We start from the raw sequence: 23,106 nt of genomic DNA, 5'->3' as shown, positions 1-23,106 counted from the left end.
CCCCCGGCGTCGGCGGACGGCACAGTAGGCCCATGACCGTGCTCCCCGCCCCCGGTGGCGTCGACGCCCAGGGCCGCTTCGTCCGGGAGGGTTCCCTCGCGCGCGTGCGGCCCGCCTTCCGCCCGGTCGTGGCCGCCGTCCGCGACCGGCTGCCGGCCGCCCTCGGCACCCGCCTGCACAGCGCCTACCTCTTCGGGTCGGTCCCGCGCGGCACCGCGCGCGTGGGGCGCAGCGACCTGGACCTCCTGGTGGCCCTGCGCGAGGAGCCGACCGACGCCGACCGGGACGCCCTGCGCGTCCTCGGTGAGGCGGTCGACCGGGAGTTCCCGCAGATCGACGGCGTCGGCACACTGCTCTACGGCCGGGAGCGGCTGCTGAGCGACCTGGAACGCCACGACATGGGGTGGTTCGTCGCCTGCCTGTGCACCCCGCTGCTCGGCGACGACCTCGCCGCGCACCTGCCCCGCTACCGCCCCGACTCCCTGCTGGCCCGCGAGACCAACGGCGACCTCGCCCGGCTTCTGCCGCGCTGGCGCGAGCGGATCGCGGGGGCGCGGGACACCGAGGAGGCCCGCAGGCCGCTCGTGCGCTTCATGTCCCGGCATCTCGTCCGCACCGCCTTCACGCTCGTCATGCCGCGCTGGCAGGGCTGGACCAGCGATCTGCGCGAGATGGCCGACGTGTTCGGCGCGTACTACCCGGGGCGGGCCGCACAGGTGCGTACGGCGGCCGGGTACGGCTACGAACCGGTCGGCGACCCGGACGTCCTGCGGTCGTACGTCGACGACCTGGGCCCCTGGCTCGCGGCGGAGTACGCGCGCGTGCACGGCGTGAAGGCGCCGCGACCGGACTAGGACATGTCGTTCCCGGCCTGGATCAGCCCGTGCTCGCTGAGGTAGTCCAGCTGGGCCCGGACCGACAGTTCCGCCGCCGGCCACAGCGAGCGGTCGACGTCGGCGTACACATGGGCGACGACCTGGGCCGGGGTGCGGTAGCCGTTCTCGACCGCCGTCTCCACCTGGGCGAGCCGGTGGGCGCGGTGGGCGAGGTAGAACTCGACGGCGCCCTGGGCGTCGTCGAGGACCGGCCCGTGGCCCGGCAGGACGGTGCGCACGCCGTCGTCCACCGTCAGGGACCGCAGGCGGCGCAGGGAGTCCAGATAGTCGCCGAGCCGGCCGTCGGGGTGGGCCACGACCGTCGTGCCGCGCCCGAGGACGGTGTCGCCGGTCAGCACCGCCCGGTCGGCCGGGAGGTGGAAGGACAGCGAGTCCGCGGTGTGCCCGGGGGTCGGCACGACTCTCAGCTCGAGGCCGCCGACGGTGACGACGTCTCCGGCGGCCAGACCCTCGTCGCCCAGCCGCAGGCCCGGATCGAGGGCACGCACGCGCGTGGCGGTCAGTTCGGCGAAGCGGGCGGCGCCCTCGGCGTGGTCGGGATGGCCGTGGGTGAGCAGGGTGAGGGCTATGCGCTTGCCGGCCTTCTCGGCCGTGTCCACGACGTTGCGCAGGTGGCCGTCGTCCAGCGGCCCGGGGTCGATCACCACGGCCAGGTCGGAGCCGGGCTCGGCGACGATCCAGGTGTTGGTGCCGTCCAGGGTCATCGCCGAGGGGTTGGGCGCCAGCACGTTGACGGCCCGTTCGGTGGCCGGCCCCGAGAGCACTCCGCCCCGGGGCTGGCCCGGCAGGGCTGCTGCGTCGGTCATGCGGGGCCTCCACCGGTCGTGTCAGCGGGCGTCGGTACGGCCGTCCCGGCCGGGGCCGGTACGGGTGTCCCGGCGGGCGCCGGGGCGGCCGGGACGTGCTTGGTGAACTCGTCGTGCCCGGGCCAGGAGAGGACGATCCCGCCGTCCTGGAGGCGGGCCCGGGCGAGCACCGGGGTCATGTCGCGCGCGGGGGCGGCTGCCAGCGCCTCGGCGGCGGTGCGGTACGGGAGCAGCTGGCGCAGCGTGGCGATGGTGGGCGGCATCATCAGCAGCTCGCCCTTGTCGTACCCGGCGGCGGCCTCCTCGGGGCGGATCCACACCGTGCGGTCGGCCTCCGTGGAGGCGTTCCGGGTGCGCTGCCCCTCGGGGAGGGCGGCCACGAAGAACCAGGTGTCGTAGCGGCGGGCCTCGAACTCCGGGGTGATCCACCGGGTCCAGGCGCCCAGCAGGTCCGAGCGCAGCACCAGGCCGCGCCGTTCGAGGAACTCGGCGAAGGACAGCTCGCGCGCGACCAGGGCGGCGCGGTCGGCCTCCCAGTCGTCGCCGGTGGTGTCGCCGACGACCGACCGCGGGCCGGGGCCGGCGAGCAGCACGCCGGCCTCCTCGTAGGTCTCCCGCACGGCCGCGCAGACGATCGCCTGGGCGCCCGCCGCGTCCACGCCGAGCCGTTCGGCCCACCACGCGCGCGTGGGGCCCGCCCAGCGGATCTGCCGGTCGTCGTCCCGCGGGTCGACACCGCCCCCGGGATACGCGTACGCGCCTCCGGCGAAGGCCATGGAGGCGCGTCTGCGCAGCATGTGGACGACCGGCCCGTCCGGGGTGTCCTTCAGGAGCAGCACCGTGGCCGCGCGCCTCGGGGTCACCGGGGTGAGGGTGCCGTCCGCGAGCGCGCGGATGCGGTCGGGCCACTCCGGGGGGTACCACTGACCGTTCGCCATGGCCGGAGGCTATCCCGTGTAGGGCGAATGTTCGAGAGGTACCCGAGGTCAGCGGGCCTGCCGGGGGTCTACCGGTCCAGCTCGACCTGGATCTCCACCTCGACGGGCGCGTCCAGCGGCAGCACCGCGACGCCGACCGCGCTGCGGGCGTGCACGCCCTTCTCCCCGAGCACCTCACCGAGCAGTTCGCTGGCGCCGTTGACGACACCGGGCTGACCGGTGAAGTCGGCCGCCGAGGCGACGAAGCCGACGACCTTCACCACGCGCGCGATGCGGTCCAGGTCGCCGACGACGGACTTCACGGCAGCGAGCGCGTTCAGCGCGCAGGTGCGGGCCAGCTCCTTGGCCTCCTCCGCCGTGACCTCGGCGCCCACCTTGCCGGTGACCGGCAGCTTGCCCTCCACCATCGGCAGCTGGCCGGCGGTGTAGACGTACACCCCCGACCGCACGGCCGGCTGGTACGCGGCCAGCGGCGGTACGACGTCCGGCAGGGTCAGACCCAGTTCGGCCAGCCTGGCCTCGACCGCGCTCACGCGTCCGCCTCCGGCTTCTCCCGCTTCAGGTACGCCACGAGCGACTCCGGGTTGGGCCCGGGCACGACCTGGACGAGTTCGTAGCCCTGGTCGCCCCAGCTGTCCAGGATCTGCTTCGTCGCGTGGATCAGCAGCGGCACGGTCTGGTATTCCCACTTCTTGGTCATGGGGGCGACTGTAGCCGCTGTGACCGGGGGGTCCGGCGGCCCACCACGGCCCCCGTTGTCCACAGCCTGCCGCGTGAGTGTCGCCCGGACTGGTTAGTCTCGAAGATGTGAGCAGGCTCCAGGTCGTCAGCGGCAAGGGCGGGACCGGAAAGACGACGGTCGCCGCCGCACTCGCGCTGGCCCTCGCGACCGAGGGGAAGCGGACGCTTCTCGTGGAGGTCGAGGGCCGGCAGGGCATCGCGCAGCTCTTCGAGACGGAGGCACTTCCGTACGAGGAGCGGAAGATCGCGGTCGCTCCGGGCGGAGGCGAGGTGTACGCCCTCGCCATCGATCCGGAACTGGCCCTTTTGGACTATCTCCAGATGTTCTACAAGCTCGGCGGCGCGGGCCGGGCGCTGAAGAAGCTGGGCGCGATCGATTTCGCCACCACCGTCGCGCCCGGTCTCAGGGACGTCCTGCTGACCGGCAAGGCGTGCGAGGCGGTGCGCCGCAAGGACAGGTCGGGGAGGTTCGCCTACGACTACGTCGTCATGGACGCCCCGCCGACCGGCCGCATCACCCGCTTCCTGAACGTCAACGACGAGGTGGCGGGCCTCGCGAAGATCGGCCCGATACACAATCAGGCGCAGGCCGTCATGCGGGTGCTGAAGTCGCCGGAGACGGCCGTGCACCTGGTGGCCCTGCTGGAGGAGATGCCGGTCCAGGAGACGGCCGACGGCATCGCCGAGCTCCGCGCGGCCCGGCTGCCGGTGGGCCGGGTCATCGTGAACATGGTGCGGCCGGAGGTGTTGGACGCGGCCGATCTGGAACTCGTACGGACCGTGGAGCGTTCATCGGTCGCGCAGGCGCTCTCGGCGGCCGGCCTGGGCGGGGCCCGGCGCGGCGGGAACGCCGAGAAGCTGGTGGACCCGCTGCTGGAGCAGGCCGCCGAGTACGCCGAGCGGTACGCGCTGGAGCAGGAGCAGCGCGCGGTCCTCGGCGAGCTGGGCCTGCCGCTGCACGAACTGCCGCTGCTCGCCGAGGGCATGGACCTCGCGGGCCTGTACGAACTCGCCACCGAGCTGCGGAAGCAGGGGTTGTCATGAGTGCGGACCCGGCCGAGGCGCAGGACGCCGCCCCCCACCAGGACGCGGCACGCTCGCGGCTCTCCCCCGCGCGCGTGCTGGACGTCGATCCGCTGCTCGACGACGCGCGGACGCGGATCGTGGTGTGCTGCGGCGCGGGCGGGGTCGGCAAGACGACGACCGCGGCCGCCCTCGGGCTTCGCGCGGCCGAGCGGGGCCGCAAGGTGGTCGTGCTGACCATCGACCCGGCCAAGCGGCTGGCCCAGTCGATGGGCATCGACTCCCTCGACAACGTGCCGCGCAGGGTGAAGGGCACGGAGGGCGACGGCGAGCTGCACGCCATGATGCTCGACATGAAGCGCACCTTCGACGAGGTCGTGGAGGCGCACGCGGACCGCGAGCGGGCCGCCGCGATCCTGGCGAACCCCTTCTACCAGTCGCTCTCGGCGGGCTTCGCGGGCACGCAGGAGTACATGGCGATGGAGAAGCTGGGCCAGCTGCGGGCGAAGGACGAGTGGGACCTGATCGTGGTCGACACCCCGCCCTCCCGCTCGGCGCTGGACTTCCTGGACGCCCCCAAGCGGCTCGGCTCCTTCCTGGACGGCCGGCTCATCCGGCTGCTGACCGCCCCCGCCAAGCTCGGCGGGCGGGCGGGGATGGCCTTCCTCAACGTCGGCATGTCGATGATGACCGGCACACTGGGCAAGCTGCTGGGCGGTCAGCTGCTGAAGGACGTGCAGACGTTCGTGGCCGCGATGGACACCACCTTCGGTGGCTTCCGCACGCGCGCGGACGCCACCTACAAGCTGCTCCAGGCGCCCGGCACGGCGTTCCTGGTGGTGGCGGCGCCGGAGCGGGACGCCCTGCGCGAGGCCGCGTACTTCGTGCAGCGGCTGGCCGCGGAGGACATGCCGCTGATGGGCCTGGTGCTCAACCGGGTCCATGGCAGCGGCGCCGGCGGACTGTCGGCCGAGCGGGCGCTCGCCGCCGCGGAAAATCTTGAGGACCCCCGCATTGTCGATCAGGGGGACGGGAAAGCTGGACTTCGTAACTCTCCCGACACATACGGCAGTTCACGAACTCCCGCAGCCGCCGCTTCCGAGGAAGGCTCCCCCGCCGACACGGAGCGCTCTGTCGACCGGCTCACCGCGGGACTGCTGAGGTTGCACGCCGACCGCATGCAGCTGCTTGCGCGCGAGCAGCGCACGCGTGACCGCTTCACCGCCCGTCACCCCGAGGTGGCGGTGGTGGAGGTGCCGGCGCTGCCCGGCGACGTCCACGACCTCGCGGGCCTGCGCGACATCGGTGACCGGCTGGCGGCGGGGCGGCCGGAACACACGTAAGCCGAACGCACGCGAACCAGGGGGCACGTGGCCGGACCACAGGACGCGGCAGACCAGGACGCCGCTCACCACGGGATGCCGCCCGTCACAGGGCGCGGCAGACCACAGGAACGGCGGTCGCGCGCCGTCACATCCGCGAGGCTCCGCGCACGCGCGCGGAAGACGCAGGCGGACGGCTGCTGCCCAGGGGGCGTGTACCCGTCGCAGGACCACGCGCCCGTCGCCGGACCGTGCCCACGATGCGCTCCAGGAGCGTGCCCCAGGGGTGCTCTCAGCTCACCGCCGCGTAGTTCTCGTACACCTCGTCGTTGTCGAGGGGCACGATGCCCACGCCGCGCTCGTACTCCGAGCGGGCGGTCTCCAGCAGTCTCCGCCAGGAGGTCACGGTGGGCCGGCGGCGCAGCAGTGCGCGGCGCTCACGCTCCGTCATGCCTCCCCACACGCCGAACTCGACGCGGTTGTCCAGCGCGTCCGCCAGGCATTCCGTGCGTACCGGGCATCCGGTGCACACCGCCTTGGCCCTGTTCTGCGCTGCTCCCTGAACGAACAGTTCATCCGGATCGGTAGTGCGGCAGGCAGCCTGCGCACTCCAGTCGGTTACCCAGCCCATACCGGCGCCGTCCTCTCCCGAATCGAGGCTCCCCCACGGCGGCAGCGGCATATTCACCGCCGCCAGTTGAGGACGTTACGGAAGGTGGGGACAGCGCAACACCCCCTGCGGGCCCAATCTTGAATGGCCCGAACGGACTATGGGTAAGCGGCAGATCACCCGCGGGAGTGAGCTGGCGACATGCGTGACCATCCCGGCAAAGCGGGACAGTGGTGGCACGTCACATCGGGCGCCAGGTGACACACGAGGCGGAATCGGTCTCGTCCCCCTCAGGGAACGAGCCGTCCCCGGGAAGTCCGGGCCACGTCCGGAACGATTCGGGTTCGCCGGACGTATAGCTACGTGACCGCTCAGCTGTGACAGTTGAGAGCAGCTTAGGCCAAGGCCTGGGCGTGTGTCCGGCGAATGGGAACGCCGGCCCCCCGCTTTGCCGTGCCGTGATGCGGTCGCTCCTTAGGAACGCTCAACAGTACGGATTAGGCTGCCCCCATGCCAAAGAAGCGCCCGGGCGGCGGTCTGTCGCCCATGCAGCAGGCCGCCAAGTTCCTCGGTGTCAGTGTGCTCGCCGGAGCCGTGATGGCGGGCATCGCGCTGCCCGCTGCCGGCGCGCTCGGCCTCGCGGCCAAGGGCTCGGTCCAGGGCTTCGACGAGATCCCGGCCAATCTGAAGAGCCCCCAGCTGAGCCAGCGCACGACGATCCTGGACAACCAGGGCAAACAGATCGCGACCGTCTACTCCCGCGACCGTACGGTGGTCGACCTCAAGGACATCTCGCCGTACATGCAGAAGGCGATCGTCGCGATCGAGGACTCGCGCTTCTACCAGCACGGAGCCGTCGACCTCAAGGGCGTCCTGCGCGCCCTGAACAAGAACGCCCAGGAGGGCGGGGTCGCCCAGGGCGCCTCCACGCTCACCCAGCAGCTGGTGAAGAACTACTTCATCGAGGAGGCCGGCGACGACCCGACGAAGGTCGCCGAGGCCACCCAGCAGACCCTCGGCCGCAAGATCCGCGAGCTGAAGTACGCGATCCAGATCGAGGACAAGCTCGGCAAGAAGAAGATCCTCGAGAACTACCTGAACATCACCTTCTTCGGCGAGCAGGCCTACGGCGTCGAGGCCGCCTCCCAGCGCTACTTCTCCAAGCACGCCAAGGACCTCAACCTCCAGGAGTCGGCCCTGCTGGCCGGCATCGTGCAGTCCCCGAGCCGCTACGACCCGGTGAACGACGAGGCGGAGGCCACCAAGCGGCGCAACACCGTCCTGCAGCGCATGGCGGAGCTGGGCGACATCTCCCAGAAGGAGGCCGACCAGGCCAAGGAGAAGCCGCTCGGCCTGCACACCAGCCGCCCCAAGAACGGCTGCATCACCGCCGTGAAGGGCGCCGGCTTCTTCTGCGACTACGTCCGCCAGGTCGTCCTCACCGACCCGGTCTTCGGCAAGACCAAGGAGACCCGGGCCAAGCTCTGGAACCGGGGCGGCCTGACGATCCGTACGACGCTCGACCCGCAGGCCCAGCGGTCCGCGCAGGCGTCCATCAAGGACCACGTCTACAAGAGCGACCCCGTGGCGACCGCCGCGACCATCGTCGAGCCCGGCACCGGCAAGATCCTCGCCATGGGCCAGTCCCGCCCGTACGGCGTCAACGTCAAGAGCGACGAGACGACGATCAACCTGTCCGTCAACGGGGGCATGGGCGGCGGCGCCGGCTACCAGCCCGGCTCCACGTTCAAGCCGATCGTCGCCGCGGCGGCCATCGAGGGCGGCAAGCCCCCGACTCAGGAGTACTCGTCGCCGTACGAGATGACGTACCCGAGCCCGGTCTCCGCGTGCGACGGCAAGACCTGGCACGACGACCCGAACAAGCCCACCAAGCTGACCAACGAGAACGAGTCCGAGCACGGCCCGTACGCCATGAAGGAGGCGACCGCCAAGTCGGTCAACACCTACTACGTGCAGCTGATCAGCGACATCGGCATCTGCCCGGTCATCGACATGGCCGGCAAGATGGGCGTGCAGCGCGCGGACGGCCGCAAGATCCAGCAGGCCCCCTCCATCGCCCTCGGCACCCAGGAGATGTCCCCGCTGACGATGGCGAACGCGTACGCCACCTTCGCGTCGCGCGGGATGTACTGCACCCCGATCGCCATCGAGTCGGTCACCAAGAAGGTCGGCAGCGAGCGGAAGTCCCTGCCGGTGCCGAAGTCGACCTGCTCTCGGGCGATGTCGGAGCAGACCGCCGACACGGTCAGCACCCTCCTGAAGGGCGTGGTCGAGGACGGCACGGGTCAGGAGGCCGGTCTCGGCAGCCGGCCGAGCGCCGGCAAGACCGGTACGACGGACGAGCGCTTCGCGGCCTGGTTCGTCGGCTACACCCCGAACATGGCGGGCGCGGTCTGGGTCGGCGACCCCCAGCACAAGCGGAAGATGACCAACATCACCATCGGCGGCGTCCCGCACGACAAGGTCTACGGCGGTGAGGTCCCGGGCCCGATCTGGCGCGACATGATGAGCGGCGCGCTGGAGGACAAGCCCGTCGAGGACTTCCACCTGGTCGACATCCCCGACGACACCCACGAGGGTGATGATCCGGGAAAAGGCGACGGGGGGACGGAGGACGACAACAACAGGGACACGACGGGACGGCTGATCGGCGGCCTGATCGGCGGCCCGACGGACGGGGGAGCGACGGACGGCACCACGGGTGACGCGACCGGCGGCACCCTCGGCGGCACGTTCCCGACCCCGACCATCTCCCTCCCCGGCAACTTCATCGAGGGCCAGGTGAACGGCGGGAACAACGGGCACGGGCACGGGGGCGGCGGCGGGCGAAGGTAGCGCCGTCACCTCACGTCAGCGGGGCCGCACCCGTCACCCGGGTGCGGCCCCGCTGTCGTACGCCGTACCGCCCTGGAGTACGAGTCGGCCGCTCAGCCCTGAAGGAGCTTCTTCACCGCCGCGGCGACCCGGCCGCCCTCGGCCTGGCCGGCCACCTTCGGGTTCACGATCTTCATGACCGCGCCCATGGCACGCGGCCCCTCGGCACCGGCCGCCTTCGCCTCCTCCACGGCCTGCGCGACGATCGCGTCCAGCTCCTCGTCGGACAGCTGCTTGGGCAGGTACCCGGCGAGCACCTCGCCCTCCGCCTTCTCCCGCTCGGCCTGCTCCGCACGGCCGCCCTGCGCGAAGGCCTCGGCGGCCTCACGGCGCTTCTTGGCCTCGCGGGTGATCACCTTCAGCACCTCGTCGTCGGAGAGCTCACGCTTCTCCTTCCCCGCGACCTCCTCCTTGGTGATCGCGGCGAGCGTCAGCCGGAGGGTCGAGGAGCGGAGCTCGTCGCGCGCCTTGATCGCGGCGTTGAGGTCGTCGTGCAGCTTCGACTTGAGCGTGGTGGTCATGGCCCGATTGTCGCAGGTGCACCGCCCGGCACGCCCGCCGATTTACCGGGCGGCCGGTCTCACCACGGCCAACGCGTCTGACACGATGGGCACATGCGCGCGCGATACGGAATCCCCCTGGGAATCGTGGCGGCCGGCGCCGCCGGCCTGGTCTATGCGGCGGGCTTCGAGGCCCGTTCCTTCCGCCTCCGACGGGTCACCGTCCCCGTCCTGCCCCCGGGCATGCGCCCGCTGCGCGTGCTGCAGGTCTCCGACATCCACATGGTGAGCGGGCAGCGCAAGAAGCAGCGCTGGCTGCAGTCGCTGGCCGGGCTGCGCCCCGACTTCGTGATCAACACGGGCGACAACCTGTCGGACCCCGAGGGCGTCCCCGAGGTCCTGGACGCCCTGGGTCCGCTGATGGAGTTCCCGGGCGCGTACGTCTTCGGCTCCAACGACTACTACGGCCCCAGGCCCCGCAACCCCGCCCGCTACCTGCTGGAGAAGACGAGCGGCCGGCACGGCCTGAACGGGAACCCGCCGGTGGTCGGCGCGATCCACAACCCGTGGCAGGACCTGCGGGACAGCTTCGACGAGGCCGGCTGGCTGAACCTGACGAACACGCGGGGCGTCCTGAAGATCGAGGGCGTCTCCATCGAGCTGACGGGCCTGGACGACCCGCACATCAAGCGCGACCGCTACGCCCAGGTGGCCGGCGGCCCGTCCGGCTCGTACGACTTCTCGCTCGGCGTGGTCCACGCGCCGTACCTGCGGGTCCTGGACGCGCTCACGGCCGACGCCTACCCCCTGATCCTGGCCGGCCACACCCACGGCGGCCAGCTGTGCATCCCCTTCTACGGCGCCCTGGTCACCAACTGCGACCTGGACACCGACCGTGTGAAGGGCCTCTCCACGCACACGGCGGAGGGCCTCACCTCCTACCTCCACGTCTCGGCGGGCTGCGGCACCAGCCGCTACACCCCGGTCCGCTTCGCCTGCCCACCGGAGGCAACGCTGCTGACGTTGGTGGGCAAGGAGTAAAGGGTCAGCGGGCCAGGGGCGCGAGGAGCAAGGAGTAACAGGGAGGGACAAGGCCGGGGGACCGGGCGACAGGCGGCGGGAGCGGGCCTGCGCCCGCACCAACTCTCCCCAGCTCTCACCCGTACTTTCCCCTCCGTCCCCCATACGGCCGAGTCCACATGGCCGCCCCCCTGGCCCGCTCCTAGCGTGAGGGCATGACCGCCCCGATACCCAGGGAGATCCCGGACCTGCCCGCGGTCCCGGCCCCGCCCCTGCTGCTGCCCGCCCCGGTCCCGGCCACGGCGGTGGTGGCCCCGGTCCGCCGCCCCCGGGCCGCGGTGTTCCGCCTGGTGACCGCCGTGGCGGCGGCCGGCGGCGTCGCACTGGAACTGCTGCTGGGCTCCCCGGCCGACATCCTGAGCTACTTCAGCGTCCAGACCGGCATCCTGCTGACCGTGGTGATGCTGCTGTCCGCGTCGAGGGCCTGGAGGGCCCGCCGCCCGCTCCCGTCGGCCGTGACAGGCGCCACGCTCCTCTACGTCCTGACCTCGGCCCTGGTCTACCACCTGCTGCTGGCCCACACGACGCCCCCGTTCTCCATGACCGGGGCGACGGCACCCCCGGAGCGCTGGCACGCCCAGTGGGCAGCGCTCCAGGTCCTCCACCTCGTGGTCCCGGTGGCGGCCCTGCTGGACTGGCTCCTCCTGACCCCCGCGGCCCGCCTGCACCTGCGCCAGACCGCGGCCTGGCTCCTCTACCCCCTGGCCTACCTGGTCTTCTCCCTCACGAGGCCCGCGTTCCTGCCACCGGCCGGCCCGTCCCGGTACCTCTACCCCTTCCTGGACGTCGCGGCCCACGGCTACCGCGGCACCCTGGCCAACGCCCTCCTCATCGGCCTCGCGATCTACGCCCTGGCGGTCCTCCTGGTCGCCCTGGACCACGCCCGCCCCACCCCGGTCCGCCACCCCGCCTGAAACCGGATTTCGTCTACAGCCACCGGTGGGCTAAAGTAAACGTCGTCGCCGCGGGAAGCAGCGACACCGGGGTGTAGCGCAGCTTGGCAGCGCGCTTCGTTCGGGACGAAGAGGTCGTGGGTTCAAATCCCGCCACCCCGACGCCGTACTACCAGGTCAGGGGCCTGATCCGCTTAGCGGGTCGGGCCCCTGACCTGTTTGCCTCACTATCTGCGTGACTAAGCCCGCGCGGTCAGTCACTGGGCCTGTGACCTGCGCCGGATCCGATGAGCACGAGCGTCACTCCTCGACGCCGAGGAACGTCGAGCGCCCGACTGCACGAGCCTCAGCGCATCACGCGCCCGATCCATCCCGACGCACCAGTACCGTGTGGTCCCTACGCCTCCGACCGGTAGAGCAGAGTTGACGGATCTGCCCACGCGGCACCGCAAGACATGCTGAAGTAGATGCTCGGCACAAGAGGCCGAAGCTCAACTGGCCATCGCTGTCGCCTGGTAGCCAATTCACACTGTTAACGCACGGGGGGTGGGGTGACTCCAGGTCGGGAGAAATTCATAGAGTGGACGCTCTTCGGCCTATCAGCGGCTGGAGCCGTCGGGGCATTCATCACTGGCACACTTGCTGGAGACGCCCACGGCTCATGGAAATGGCGGCTCATTGCAATCGGCGTCCTGTCGACTGCCATCCCCGTCATGAACGCTAGGTATGAGAGCAGAAAGACCGAGTTGGTGCAGAGACGAACACTCGAACTGACTCGCGAGGTTGGGCGCAGCCAAGAGCAACTCCTCTCGGGCATCACTCTAAGCGTTCGACATGTTGCCAGAATCAGCGGCCTATCAGGGGGAGCAAGCCCTACAGAGATTGCGGCTGCACGAGGACGATTAGATCAATCCATCGTCTTCGCCGCATCGGAAATACATTCGGGCGCGCACGCGGCCTTCTACCGTTGGGATGCTTCCACCGGAGACTTCATCCTTACAGCGGAAAGACCTCTGGGAGCCGCGGAAAAAATATCTCCCGGAGATCACGGGCACAGTGCCTTCCGGGCTGTCGTTAACAGCGGAAGTGTCTTCCATCGAGCAGCCACGAGAAGTCCCTTGCGTCGCCCCACTCCCACCGACCCAGACCAGGCACTTGTTCTGGTACGCGTGGTGGCTGACTCAACTGCGCTAGGGGTGCTTGCCGTTGACGCAAGTCATGACACGTGGAACTCTGGGGATAAGGACTTTTCTCAGCGTGAAGTTCGACAAGTACTGCTGTATGCAGACACGCTGGCCGCTGGCTTGGTCTGAGATCTAAGGAGGTAGGGGCGATGGCCGCTGCTCGTAGGCGTGACCCTGTCCGGCCCGACGATGATCCGGATGACCCCGACTTCCGGATTCCTGGGCGTCGAAATGAAGACTCATACGACGAAGAATCTGTACAGCAGAGCCTAACTCCTGCGAGTACGTACTACATCGCCAGCGCCGAAGCCGAAAGAGTGACCGACGAATATCTGACCAACCAGGTACAGAGAATTCAGCAGGAAACGCCCGGGACCCGCGGTGCATTAGTAGTCAGCGTGCTAGCAACCGCTGCTATGGGGGTAATCCTTACCGTTTCCCAAAACCTATGGGCCATTCTCCCCGCGACTCTATCAGTAGCGACAGGGGTGACTGGTTTTCTGCTGAGATACAGGGCATCATCTCGGTAGCCCCTGGCCGGAGATAAACAACAAATCATGGCCGGGGCAGAACATGGCCCCGACCACAATCGATTCACCTACCCGCCTCGATTATCCCGTTCATTGCGGTCGCCCCCGTCTGGATCACGGGCCGGATCTGGTTCCGGAAGACCTCATTCGGCCACAGCCGTCCCGGAGTGCCCGACGAGCCGAGACATCTCCTCCAGGGGGACGCTTCCGTCCGAGAACAGCGAGACGAAGCTCTGCCACAGTTCCCGAGGCGTCCACTCGTCGGCATTGGTCCCGTCAATGTCCTTAAGTGTCTGGCGGAAGGATCAGCGGACGTTGGCTGCATCGAGAGGCTTGTCCACAGCCGGGGAGAAGACGAGGGCCGTGTCCGCCCGGGGGCGTCGGGCAAAGGACTGGTGGGATGTCTTCCACCCATACCGCAGCCGCAGTGGTCACCGGCGCTCAGACAGACATCGGCCCTCGCGTGGTTAGAGGTGTGCCTCCGCCGATCTCCGCTCGTGTGCCCACCTCGGTCCACAGGTCGCCCCTTCCCACTCGGGGCGAGGGGACGGAATGCGGCAAGGGCAGCTTCCCAGTCGGGTGCGACCGGGTCTTCCGGGGGGGAGGGCGGGACCCTGGCCCTCTGCCGCGCACAGCACGGCGGCGGCGAGCTCCGGTGGCGTCGTCCGTGCGTCGAAGCCGTTCTTACCGGCGACCGACAGGTCGTCTTTGGTCCGTCGCACGACAAGACCCAAGGAGGTGTCGGCACCGGCGAAGCTCAGCAGGCGGGCGTTGCCCCGCAGAAAGACACCCAGGCCGTCCAGCAACTGGACGACCGACAGGTAGATCATCATGCCCCTGATCGGGACATGGCCGGCCGAGTCGGCCGTGCCGAAGTCCCGGTGACGGCCATGTCGCCCAGATCGACACCGCCGGCTTCGCCCTGGCCGGGCCGTACGGTGAACTGCACAGTGATCATGGGTCGTCGGGTCGGCTCTCTCGCGGGATCAACGTCACCGACGAACGGCCACTCCTCAGCCGGCGTCCTCCCACACTGCTTGGAGATCCGCGGACCGGACGGTGATCGACGCGTCGGTGAGCGCGATCTCGTGCAGGCAACCACCGTCCTCGCCGGGGAGGATCTCGTCGAGGAGCACGGTGTCGACGCTCATCCAGTCGATGGAGTGCTCATAGTCGATGGAGAAATGCGTCACGCCCGAGTAGCTGATGCGCAGGCCGGAATCGTGCTTGAACTTGTTGGGTGCGAAGTCGAGGACCAGCCCGCCGCTCTTGTCGGTGGCCAGGTGGATCCCGGCGAGTTCCAGATCCTTCACACAGCGGATGGCGCCCGCGATGTCATAGTGCCCGGCGTCGGTGGCGAATGATCGGGCGCCGGGGGGCAGGTCCGCACGCAAACGCGGCAGCTCTGCCAGGTAGGCGTGCGCATCCAGACGGAACCCGGGCACCTCGGGATCCCATTCCGCCTTGACGAATTTCATGGACAACCTTCCTGTGAGAGAGGAGGGCGACGCCATTTGTCGCCGGAAATGTCCTCGGTCCCCTTGGGTCCGATACGCCCGATTCTGCGCATCGTGTCGATGGCTCGCCCCTTGATGGCATTCTCCACACCCGGCGGAACGTCGACTTCCTCGGCCTTGAGGCTGTGCTTGTTGAACCAGCCGTCACTGCGGAACGTCCCAACCTCACGGTTGGCCTTGTCGTACACGTGGATCTCGAAGTCCGTTCCCTTCGAGCCCTCTCCCCAGATGTCCACTCGCCCGGAGTACCCCTGACCGAAGTCGAGGGGGTTCCCATACGGTCCCTTCGGCCCCTTCTTCCCAGCGAGGCCGAGGGGATCGCTCCAGCCGAGCGGGTTCGGAACGTAAGCGTGGTGGTTGGGGGCGGGGAGGAGGCCCAGCGGATCCGCGCTGATGTACCGCGCCGTCTCGGGGTCGTAGTACCGCTGCAGGTTGTAATACAGGCCGGTCTCGGGATCGGCGTACTGCCCGGGGAACCGCAACGGGCAGTCGACCGGAGACGCGTCCTCCTCCGGACCCGGGCATCGAGTGCCCCACAGACCAGTACGGCGCTGCCAGACAAGCTCTCCGGTCGCGGAGACCAGTTCCGTGGGCGTACCGACGGAGTCGGTGACGACGGTGTGGAAATGAGCGCAGTGCTCGGGATCCGACTCTTCCGCCAGCTGCGCCAAGACCGACGTGTTGGCGGCGGTCGCGGTCGGCTTGCGGCTCGTCTGGGCGACCGGGCGGTGGCTGTTCGGCACGTGGTCCCAGGTGGTGACCCAACCGTCTGGCGCGGTCTGCTCGGCCAGGCACATGTCGTCCCAGACGAAGTCCGTACGATCGGCCACGGAGCCGTCGGCGGCCACCCGGTGCTTGGAGACACGTCGACCGAGCGGATCGTACACGTAACGCCATCGGGTTCCGTCCGGGTCCGTCACCTCCGTGAGGCGGTCCTCCGCGTTCCATGTGTAGGTCCAGGTGCGGGTCTGGCCGTTCAGGAGTTTCCGGGTCCTGCACACGAGGCGACCTGCGGCATCGTGTGCGTAGGAGGTGCGCCCGGCCGAGCGGACGAGCGTGCCGTCGAACCGGCGCTCACCGACTGCCTCATGGGCGGGCGACGCGGCGTGCACCACGTTTCCCGCCATGTCGTACTCGTATTTATCGCTCCAGCCGTGGGCACGCGTTCGGGTGACTCGGCCCACCCCGTCCAGGTCGAAGCGGCGGGTGCCTGACGTCAGCTCCCGGATCTCGGTGACGTAGCCGTCTGCTCGGTGCGCGTACGTTCGGTGCTGGAGGAGACGGTCCGGACCGAGGGCGGTCAGGGTCTGCGCGGTCAGCAGCCCGGTCGCGGTCCACGTCTGGGTCAGTGTCGCTTCCCTGCCGAGGTCCCGCTGTGTCTCGCGGCCGGCAGCGTCGTGTGCGAAGTCCAGCGCGCCCGCGGACGATCGCAGGGTGAGCGGGCGTCCCGCCGGGTCGTACGTCCACTCGGAGACCAGACCTGAAGGTGTCACCCGCCGGGTACGGCGACCGACGGCATCGTGGACATGGGTGGTCGTCCGGCCGTTCACGGTCTCCGACAGCACTCGGCCGAGCGAGTCTCGCTCCAGTACGACGTCTGCATCCGCGTTGGCAGCCCGGCACAGGTTGCCGTCAGGACCGTATGCGAAGGTCGTGACGTCGCCGAGGTCAGCGCGCTGTTCCACGACCCGGCCGAACGGGTCCCGCACGAAGTGCAGTGTCTGCCCCGCGCCGTTGGTGCGTGCGGCCGTGCGACCGGCAGCATCACGCGTATAGGTGAGGGTGCAGCCGTTGTAGTCCGTCTCCGCGGTCGGTCGGCCCGCGCCGTCGTAGGTGTACGACCAGGTCAAGCCCTGCGGGTTCGTGACTCCGGTCAGACGGAGCTCGGTGTCGTAGACGAACGCGTACCGCGCCCCGTCCGGATCCGTGCGGGTGGCCGGCACGCCGAAGTGGCCCACCGTGTGGTGGGTCGTGTTCCCGGCGAGATCCGTGTGACTGAGCAGGTTGCCCTGGGCATCCCAGGTCCAGGACTCGCGCGTCCCGTCGGCCAGTTCACGCCAGGACAGCTTGTCATCCGTGGACCAGCCCAGGCGGGTGACGTGGCCCAGCGGGTCGGTCACCTCGATCACCCGGCCGAACAGGTCGCGGCGGACCGTCGTCGTATGGCCTAGCGCGTCCGTCAGGGCGAAGGGCAGGCCGGCGTCGTCACAGCGCACCGTGCGGGTGTGCCCGAGGGCGTCGGTGATCGCCGTCGGGCGGCCCGCGTCGTCGTACGCGTACCGTGTCTCGGCGCCTAGCGGGTCGACCGTCGTCAGCCGGTTGCCCCGCTCGTCGTACGTGTGCCGCCAGACCGTGCCGCCCGGCTCGGTCACCTCGGTCGGCAAGCCGAGCGCGTTGTATCGCGCCCGGGCTTGTGTGCCGTCCGGGAGGGCCACGCCGGTGAGGTGGCCGGCGTCGTCATAGGTGTACCGGGTGGTGTGGCCCAGCGGATCGGTTACCGCGACCGGATGGGCGCCGTACTCGTCCCAGTCCGTGCGGGTGACGTGGCCGAGCGGGTCTGTCTCCTCCACCACCAAGCCCTCGGCGTTGTACCGGTGGACCGAGGTGTGGCCCTGGGAGTCGGTGTACGTCGTGGTGCGTTCCGCGTCGTCGTACGTCAGCGTCCCGGAGAGGATGCCGTCGACGCCTTCGGTACGGACCACGCGGCCGCGGTCGTCGTAGACGTACGAGAACCAGGTGCCGTTGCGGTCGGTCCAGCGGGTGACGCGGCCCTCGGTGTCGTAGGCGAAGCGGAGGGGTTCGCCGCTGGAGTTGACGATCTCGGTGAGGTTGCCGGCGGTGTCGTAGCCGTAACGCATCACGACCGTGCCCTCGTCGGGCTTGGCGGACGGGCGGTAGCGGGAGGGTGGCTCGTCCAGGAGGCGCAGGGCGGTGACGCGCGGGCCCTGGGTGTCGACGGCGACGTAGTAGCCGCCGGAGTGGCGGATGCCGAAGGGGATGCCGTCGTCGTCGCGTTCGACGTCGATGCGGTTGCCGTTGCGGTCGCTCCAGGAGTCCAGCGCAAGGTGGAAGACGCCGAAGGACGGCGAGGGGACGGGGGCGGCGAAGGTGCGGGTCACGCCCGTCGAGGGGTCGGTGACCGTCATCGCGCCGTCCGGTTTGCCGTCCCACTCCAGCGGCCAGCGCGGGCCCTTGGCCGGCATCGTGGGGACGCCGGGTTCCGGTACCGGGTAGACCAGGCGCATGCCGTCGGCCGCGGCGAAGACGACGCCCTCGCCGTCGATCTGGAGGCACTCGTCCAGGGTGGAGATCCAGGTCGGGCCGAAGCAGATGCCTCCCCGGTAGGAGGAGAGGTGGGTGCGGGTGAACTCCAGCGGGAGGCTGCCGGGCAGGGTCAGGTCCGTCTGTGTCATCAGCATGGCACCGGTCGCCACGTCGATCGGCTCACCCACGCAGGGGGTGCGCTCGGTGTTGCGGGCGGCTGGGCCCAGCTCTACCAGGTCGGGGCGGAGGGATGGTGGGCGCAGCAGCAGCGGGGTGGTGTCGGCGAGCCCGCCTTCCATGCTCGCCTTGAGCAGGCCGCCGCCCGCTCCCAGCGCGCCGCCGAAGATCATGCCGTCCTTGGCGGACTGGTTGACCTCGTCCAGGCTGAAGCCGTGCTGCAGACCCGTCGCCATCTTCAGCGGCTGGGCCACTGCGAGGTCGACCGCGACCGATTCGACCCCGCCGAACGCGGCGGCGACGAGGGTACCCGCGGCGATCTCGGCCACCGTCGTGGTGACGGCGACGCCCATCGTGGCGCCGAACTCGATGACCGCGTCCGCGGCCGCGACGGCGGCGCCGGAGGCCAGGCCCGCGGTGAAGAAGGCCAGCGTGATCCCGCCCGCGATCACGGCCGCGTCGATGCCGATCTGCGTCCACAGCTTGTTGATCGCGTCGTCGATGGCGTCGGCGAACTTCTCCAGCGCCTTGGCCATCTCCCGCGAGGACTTCGCGAGGTCGCTCAGCCAGCCGCCGTCCTGGTCCTTGGCGTAGCGGCCCCAGAACTTCTCGAACGCCTCGATCGACTCACCGGTGTTGTTGTGGATGATCGACGACGCGCTGCGGTGCACGGGAGCGCGGACGTCGTCCACCGAGTCGGCGAAGGCACGCCACGCCTTCGCCGCGTCCCGCAGCTTGCCGGAGTCAGCTTCCGGCCACCACAGGCCCAACTTGAGAAGGATGTGGCGGGCTTTGTCCTCAACGCTCACCGGCACCGTCGCTCTGCTGGGGGGTCTTCACTTCCGTGAACATGCCAGCGATGAGCTGGTCGTTGTCCACGTGCCCGTCCGACAGATCCACCATGGCCTCGTGAATGCTCGTCAGACCGAGCACCAGGATGCCCGCCGCGCTCTCGATCTTTTTCTGCTGCGGCTTGTAGACATTGCCGAACTTGTCGCCCTGCTCGTCGTGGCCCCAGGGCTCGCCGAGGCCGTCCAACGTCTGGATCAGTGTGGTCAGCGCCTTGCTCAGGTCGATGGCCCCTTGGTGGAAGGCCGGTGCCGCCGCCTTGATGTCAGCGGTCTTGATGTCCAGGACCTTGCCAGGCACCTTGCCGTCGCCCATCACTGTCGCCTCCCCCGTTCGCAGATGCGGCTCCGACCATAGGACAGACGGGTAAAGGAAGTGTCATGTCGACCTTGCGTGTGTCGTGGTGCCCGTCGAGTGTTCGCAGAAGCCCGGGGCGAACAGGCGGCGCATAGGCGCGCAAAGCCCTTCGGACGCACGCCATGGGAGCCATCTGGGAGCCGGCCAGCTCTCCGAGCTCCTTCCAGGCCCCGTGACACCAACAGAGACCAGCCACCTGACCTGCGACGATGCCATCGCGGCTGGCAGGATCGCCAACCGAACCTCATTCGGGACGAAGAGGTCGTGGGTTCAAATCCCGCCACCCCGACAGCCGAAGTAGCAGATCAGCCACCTCCCAACGTTGGGAGGTGGCTGATCTGTTTCTGTGTGCGTGACTACCGCTTTCCGCGTACTTACGGCCGCCGTTTTGCGTGCAGGAGATGCCGCCCATGACCACAGCTCCAGTCTGGAATGACGGGCCGGACCTGCTTGCGGTGGACCTCCTCGGTCACGGCCGTCCCGGAATGCCCGACGAGCCGAGAGATCTCCTCCAGAGGGACGCCCTGGCCGGAGAGCAGCGAGACGAAGAGGCGTCCACTCGTCGGCGTTGATCCCGTCGATGCCCTCGAACGCCCGGCGGACGTCGGCCGCGTCGGGTGAGCGCCTTGGAGGGGCGCCCCGCTTGCCCTAGCCCGCGCCTGCCCTTCTGCGCACCCCAACCGGTCACTCCCCGACCAGCCGCACAACGCTGGATCTTGAAACCGCCCTGCGGAGCGGTGGCCCAGGATCGCAACACGCCGGTGCTGGGTGTCAGTTGGTTCTGAGGGGCTGTCCGGCTGCGTCGTACACCTGCCCAGTCAGCGCGTTCACGCGGTACGTATAAACCGGTGCCTGCTCCTGCGGATCATCGCTTTGTCCGTTACTGGGCCACGTCACGTTCACAAGCCAGCTGGGTCGCCAATTACCGTCTTGTTCGACCGCTTTTACAGTAACTGCTTTGGCATGGAATTCTGCGCCAGTGTTTCCATTGGCCTGGAGTTGTACCGCCACCGCCTTGTCCACTTCCTTTTCGGCCTGCACGGCGTCAAGCTTGGTTTGGGGAAGTTTTACCCGGGTCGGACCAAGGGTGACGTCAATCTGGGATACATGCCCGGCCCTGTCCACCTGGACGTCCAGCATCCTGGGCATCAGAACGTCGTTTTGTTTCCATCTCCAGCTCGTGATCCAGCCGAGTTCGGCCTTTGCACCCACAGCGGACGTTTCACTCATGGTCGCACCCATCGCCCAAGGATACTTTCTCTGGGCGTACGACTTCGCAATTCGAGAAGCTGCTGCTCCGGTAGAGGGTGCTTTCGTGCCCCCCACTGGGTATCCCATGACGGTGGGGCGGTCGCTGTTCTCCAGCAGTACGTTCAGGTGCTTCTTGTCCGGCCAGGAAAGGCTGCCGGTACCGAAGTCCTCGGAGTGCCCCTCTTCGCGACTGTGCAGGTTGAAGATGATGTTGGTGCAAGAGGCGCCCACGCACGGCTGCGCGTACTGCTGGCCTATCTTGTAGTGGTCACCGAACGCCTCCTTGACAGCAGCCTCAACCGCCTGCTTCTGGTCGGCACTTGCGCCGGCGAGGCTGCTGCCATCCACGTTCGTGAAGTCGAGCATTGCACGTGCCACTCCCAAGCTCAGGAGGAGCAGCGCCGCGAAAGTGATCAAGGCGTCCTTGGTTCCCGTCTGCCAGGCGAGCGAGTGGCGGACAGTGAGCACAACCGCGACAACGGTGAGCCCGATCAACCCGCCGATGATGTTCATCTGGGCGTCCGAGCTGTCACACACGCGACCCAGGCCGTTGACGGTGGCCTGAGTGAACTCGATGGCCAGGGGCAGCGCGATGACGCCGACGAGGACAGGCAGCGGGTGGCGGATGGCCAGTAGTGCGCAGGCGCCGACGGGCACCATCATGGCGAGGTTCCATAACCCTTGAGTGGTGTGGAAGGGTTCGGCGAATCGATGGTTGAGGACGCACACGCCGCTGGCCGAGCCACCGTCCATGAAAGTGACGCCGAGCACGCCGGTGAGAGTGAAGGCGAGCCCGGACCACCACGCCCCGTGAGGGTTTCCCCGCTTGCGGACGAGCGTCCATGATGCGCCGCCGAGGATGAGGCCGATCAGTGTGCAGACGGCCAGATAGCCGACATGGTGTTGAAAGACGGCGGAAAACACGGCGCGGTTCCTTGCGTGGTTATGTCGAGGAGAGCAGGGCCGAGAGAGGGAAAGCCCCGCCTTGGTAGACGGGGCGTTCGGGGCTGTGGTTCAGCAGTGCGAGGAAGGCGTCTTGTACGTGCCACCGGAGTAGGTAAGCAGGCCGATTGTGCTCGTACAGTAGGAGCTCTCCGACAGCGGCCACGTGTGGCTCTTATTCTGGTCCGAACTGATGGAGACGGCACCGGCGTAGTGGCTGGTCCCTCCGCGTGAGTCGGACCTCGGCACGGCCACACCGCCGGTTGAACTCACGTAACACCGCCTCGGAATCCTCGGTCTCCTCCCGTACGGACGGCCGGCCAAGGACCTCCGAGCGAGTGACGATCCCGGTCACCCCCTCAGCTCGCGTCGCCCCACACGGCGTGCAGGTCCTCGCAGCGCACGGTGATCGACGCGTCGGTGAGCGCGATCTCGTGCACGCAGCCGCCGTCCTCGTCGGGGAGGATCTCGTCGAGGAGCACGGTGTCGACCAGCATCCAGTCGATGGCATGCGCGTAATCAATGGAGAAGTGCTTCACGCCCGAGTAGCTGATGCGCAGGCCGCAGTCGTGCTTGAACGCGTTGGGCGTGAAGTCCAGGTCCAGCCGTCCGCTCTTGTCGGTCGCCGGACGGATGGCGGCCAGTTCCAGGTCCTTGACGCACCGGTCGGCGCGGGAAATGTCGTAGTGCCCCGGGTCGGAGGCGAACGCCCAGGCGCCCGGCGGCAGCAGCCCGCGCAGACGAGGAAGCTCGGCCACGTAGGCGGACGGGTCCAGGAAGAATCCCGAGCCGTCCCAGTGGGTGTCGACGAATCTCAAGCCGCGGTCCTCTCCGCCTCACCGCACCGTCACGGTGACGAGCCTGGGATCGGGCAGTTCCGTCGGAGCGGTGTCGCCGACCCGCTCGTCAGGCCGAGCAGGCTTGTAGGCGTTGCCGAACGCGTCGCCCTGCTCGTCGTGGCCCCAGGGTTCGCCCAGGCCGTCCAGTGTCTGGATGAGCGTGGTCAGCGCCTTGCTCAGATCGATGGCGCCCTGGTGGAAGGCCGGTGCCGCCGCCTTGATGTCGGCGGTCTTGATGTCCAGGACCTTGCCGGGCACTTTGCCGTCGCCCATCGCCGTCGCCTCCCCCGGTTCGCGGCTGCGGTTGACGACCATAGGGCAGGCGGGTAAAGGAAACGTCATGCCGGCCCTGCGCGCCTTGCGGGACGGGTTTCTCCGCCGGACTGGCGGCACGGTCCTTCGTGGCCCCCGATGCCGGCGGGAGGGCAAATGGCACTCCGGTCGCTCCCCACGAGCGTCGGCGGATGAAACGCCACTCCTCCCGCGAGAGCG

General features: G+C 69.0%; 18 protein-coding genes, 1 tRNA gene and 2 pseudogenes. 7 read left to right on the top strand and 14 right to left on the bottom strand.

Going from position 1 to position 23,106, the window contains the following annotated elements:
- Positions 1-32: 32 nt before the first annotated feature.
- Complete coding sequence (locus tag AB0946_RS10395; RefSeq protein WP_366760149.1) at positions 33-854, top strand: nucleotidyltransferase domain-containing protein; 822 nt, start codon at positions 33-35, stop codon at positions 852-854.
- On the opposite strand, the gene AB0946_RS10390 is transcribed toward AB0946_RS10395, so the two are convergent.
- From AB0946_RS10390 to AB0946_RS10375, 4 genes are all read right to left on the bottom strand, one after another.
- Positions 851-1,702, bottom strand: a complete 852-nt coding sequence (locus AB0946_RS10390; RefSeq protein ID WP_366760148.1) for an MBL fold metallo-hydrolase — start codon at positions 1,700-1,702, stop codon at positions 851-853. The genes AB0946_RS10395 and AB0946_RS10390 overlap by 4 nt on opposite strands.
- Entirely contained in the window at positions 1,699-2,640 is a 942-nt protein-coding gene (locus AB0946_RS10385) for an NUDIX hydrolase (protein WP_366760147.1), read from the bottom strand. The genes AB0946_RS10390 and AB0946_RS10385 overlap by 4 nt, the downstream gene beginning before the upstream one ends.
- Positions 2,641-2,708: 68 nt before the next feature.
- Entirely contained in the window at positions 2,709-3,173 is a 465-nt protein-coding gene (locus tag AB0946_RS10380) for a RidA family protein (protein WP_366760146.1), read from the bottom strand.
- Positions 3,170-3,340: a hypothetical protein gene (locus AB0946_RS10375; RefSeq protein ID WP_014674017.1), complete on the bottom strand. Its 171-nt coding sequence runs from the start codon at positions 3,338-3,340 to the stop codon at positions 3,170-3,172. The genes AB0946_RS10380 and AB0946_RS10375 overlap by 4 nt, the downstream gene beginning before the upstream one ends.
- Before the next feature lie 107 nt (positions 3,341-3,447).
- Between AB0946_RS10375 and AB0946_RS10370 the strand changes: the two genes are divergently transcribed.
- On the top strand, positions 3,448-4,425 hold the full coding sequence (locus tag AB0946_RS10370; RefSeq protein ID WP_366760145.1) for an ArsA-related P-loop ATPase: 978 nt from the start codon (positions 3,448-3,450) through the stop codon (positions 4,423-4,425).
- Positions 4,422-5,747, top strand: coding sequence for an ArsA family ATPase (locus AB0946_RS10365; RefSeq protein WP_366760144.1), 1,326 nt, complete (start codon positions 4,422-4,424; stop codon positions 5,745-5,747). The genes AB0946_RS10370 and AB0946_RS10365 overlap by 4 nt, the downstream gene beginning before the upstream one ends.
- Positions 5,748-6,018: 271 nt before the next feature.
- Here the strand turns inward: AB0946_RS10365 and wblA are convergent, their stop codons facing one another.
- Positions 6,019-6,357, bottom strand: coding sequence for a transcriptional regulator WblA (gene wblA / locus AB0946_RS10360; protein ID WP_356151450.1), 339 nt, complete (start codon positions 6,355-6,357; stop codon positions 6,019-6,021).
- 489 nt (positions 6,358-6,846) lie between these two features.
- On the opposite strand from wblA, the gene AB0946_RS10355 reads away from it, so the two are divergent.
- On the top strand, positions 6,847-9,192 hold the full coding sequence (locus AB0946_RS10355) for a transglycosylase domain-containing protein (protein ID WP_366760143.1): 2,346 nt from the start codon (positions 6,847-6,849) through the stop codon (positions 9,190-9,192).
- A 92-nt stretch (positions 9,193-9,284) separates the two neighbouring features.
- Here AB0946_RS10355 and AB0946_RS10350 read toward each other — a convergent pair whose 3' ends face one another.
- Positions 9,285-9,752: a GatB/YqeY domain-containing protein gene (locus tag AB0946_RS10350; RefSeq protein ID WP_366760142.1), complete on the bottom strand. Its 468-nt coding sequence runs from the start codon at positions 9,750-9,752 to the stop codon at positions 9,285-9,287.
- Between the two features lie 93 nt (positions 9,753-9,845).
- Between AB0946_RS10350 and AB0946_RS10345 the strand changes: the two genes are divergently transcribed.
- The 3 genes from AB0946_RS10345 to AB0946_RS10335 all read left to right on the top strand — a co-directional run bounded on the left by AB0946_RS10345 (position 9,846) and on the right by AB0946_RS10335 (position 11,866).
- Entirely contained in the window at positions 9,846-10,772 is a 927-nt protein-coding gene (locus AB0946_RS10345; protein ID WP_366760141.1) for a metallophosphoesterase, read from the top strand.
- Positions 10,773-10,966: 194 nt separating this feature from the next.
- Positions 10,967-11,725 (top strand): Pr6Pr family membrane protein, encoded by a 759-nt coding sequence (locus AB0946_RS10340; protein ID WP_366760140.1) that lies wholly within the window; start codon positions 10,967-10,969, stop codon positions 11,723-11,725.
- Positions 11,726-11,792: 67 nt separating this feature from the next.
- Positions 11,793-11,866: transfer RNA gene (locus AB0946_RS10335), tRNA-Pro, on the top strand.
- 1,616 nt (positions 11,867-13,482) lie between these two features.
- Here the strand turns inward: AB0946_RS10335 and AB0946_RS10330 are convergent.
- The 8 genes and pseudogenes from AB0946_RS10330 to AB0946_RS10295 form a co-directional block, all read right to left on the bottom strand.
- Positions 13,483-13,777: pseudogene (locus tag AB0946_RS10330) on the bottom strand (site-specific integrase); the annotation flags it as partial.
- A 654-nt stretch (positions 13,778-14,431) separates the two neighbouring features.
- A complete protein-coding gene (locus AB0946_RS10325) occupies positions 14,432-14,896 on the bottom strand; it encodes a hypothetical protein (RefSeq protein WP_366760139.1) in 465 nt (154 codons plus the stop codon).
- Positions 14,893-19,185: an RHS repeat-associated core domain-containing protein gene (locus AB0946_RS10320; protein WP_366760138.1), complete on the bottom strand. Its 4,293-nt coding sequence runs from the start codon at positions 19,183-19,185 to the stop codon at positions 14,893-14,895. Before AB0946_RS10320 ends, AB0946_RS10325 begins: the two co-directional genes overlap by 4 nt.
- The gene (locus tag AB0946_RS10315; protein ID WP_181792998.1) at positions 19,175-19,540 is read right to left on the bottom strand and encodes a hypothetical protein; all 366 of its coding nucleotides are present in this window, start codon (positions 19,538-19,540) and stop codon (positions 19,175-19,177) included. The genes AB0946_RS10320 and AB0946_RS10315 overlap by 11 nt, the downstream gene beginning before the upstream one ends.
- 442 nt (positions 19,541-19,982) lie before the next feature.
- Positions 19,983-20,197: pseudogene (locus tag AB0946_RS10310) on the bottom strand (site-specific integrase); the annotation flags it as partial.
- A gap of 156 nt (positions 20,198-20,353) precedes the next feature.
- The gene (locus AB0946_RS10305; RefSeq protein ID WP_366760136.1) at positions 20,354-21,757 is read right to left on the bottom strand and encodes a VanZ family protein; all 1,404 of its coding nucleotides are present in this window, start codon (positions 21,755-21,757) and stop codon (positions 20,354-20,356) included.
- Between the two features lie 377 nt (positions 21,758-22,134).
- Positions 22,135-22,593 carry a hypothetical protein gene (locus tag AB0946_RS10300; RefSeq protein ID WP_366760135.1) on the bottom strand — a complete coding sequence of 153 codons (459 nt, stop codon included), beginning with the start codon at positions 22,591-22,593 and terminating at the stop codon, positions 22,135-22,137.
- Positions 22,594-22,611: 18 nt separating this feature from the next.
- Positions 22,612-22,956, bottom strand: a complete 345-nt coding sequence (locus tag AB0946_RS10295; RefSeq protein WP_366760134.1) for a hypothetical protein — start codon at positions 22,954-22,956, stop codon at positions 22,612-22,614.
- Between the last annotated feature and the right edge of the window lie 150 nt (positions 22,957-23,106).

Origin of the sequence: Streptomyces sp. NPDC046870, from assembly GCF_040704595.1 — a bacterium.
Taxonomy (GTDB): domain Bacteria; phylum Actinomycetota; class Actinomycetes; order Streptomycetales; family Streptomycetaceae; genus Streptomyces; species Streptomyces argyrophylli.
Note: the sequence above shows the minus strand (reverse complement) of the source record. Positions and strands in the feature narration are given on the sequence as shown.

Coding starts and splice junctions, on each gene's coding strand:
- wblA (WP_356151450.1), bottom strand. CDS start 6,357: ATGGGCTGGGTAACCGACTGGAGTGCGCAGGCTGCCTGCCGCACTACC.
- AB0946_RS10385 (WP_366760147.1), bottom strand. CDS start 2,640: ATGGCGAACGGTCAGTGGTACCCCCCGGAGTGGCCCGACCGCATCCGC.
- AB0946_RS10375 (WP_014674017.1), bottom strand. CDS start 3,340: ATGACCAAGAAGTGGGAATACCAGACCGTGCCGCTGCTGATCCACGCG.
- AB0946_RS10340 (WP_366760140.1), top strand. CDS start 10,967: ATGACCGCCCCGATACCCAGGGAGATCCCGGACCTGCCCGCGGTCCCG.
- AB0946_RS10355 (WP_366760143.1), top strand. CDS start 6,847: ATGCCAAAGAAGCGCCCGGGCGGCGGTCTGTCGCCCATGCAGCAGGCC.
- AB0946_RS10350 (WP_366760142.1), bottom strand. CDS start 9,752: ATGACCACCACGCTCAAGTCGAAGCTGCACGACGACCTCAACGCCGCG.
- AB0946_RS10345 (WP_366760141.1), top strand. CDS start 9,846: ATGCGCGCGCGATACGGAATCCCCCTGGGAATCGTGGCGGCCGGCGCC.
- AB0946_RS10395 (WP_366760149.1), top strand. CDS start 33: ATGACCGTGCTCCCCGCCCCCGGTGGCGTCGACGCCCAGGGCCGCTTC.
- AB0946_RS10365 (WP_366760144.1), top strand. CDS start 4,422: ATGAGTGCGGACCCGGCCGAGGCGCAGGACGCCGCCCCCCACCAGGAC.
- AB0946_RS10325 (WP_366760139.1), bottom strand. CDS start 14,896: ATGAAATTCGTCAAGGCGGAATGGGATCCCGAGGTGCCCGGGTTCCGT.
- AB0946_RS10315 (WP_181792998.1), bottom strand. CDS start 19,540: ATGGGCGACGGCAAGGTGCCTGGCAAGGTCCTGGACATCAAGACCGCT.
- AB0946_RS10295 (WP_366760134.1), bottom strand. CDS start 22,956: ATGACGTTTCCTTTACCCGCCTGCCCTATGGTCGTCAACCGCAGCCGC.
- AB0946_RS10390 (WP_366760148.1), bottom strand. CDS start 1,702: ATGACCGACGCAGCAGCCCTGCCGGGCCAGCCCCGGGGCGGAGTGCTC.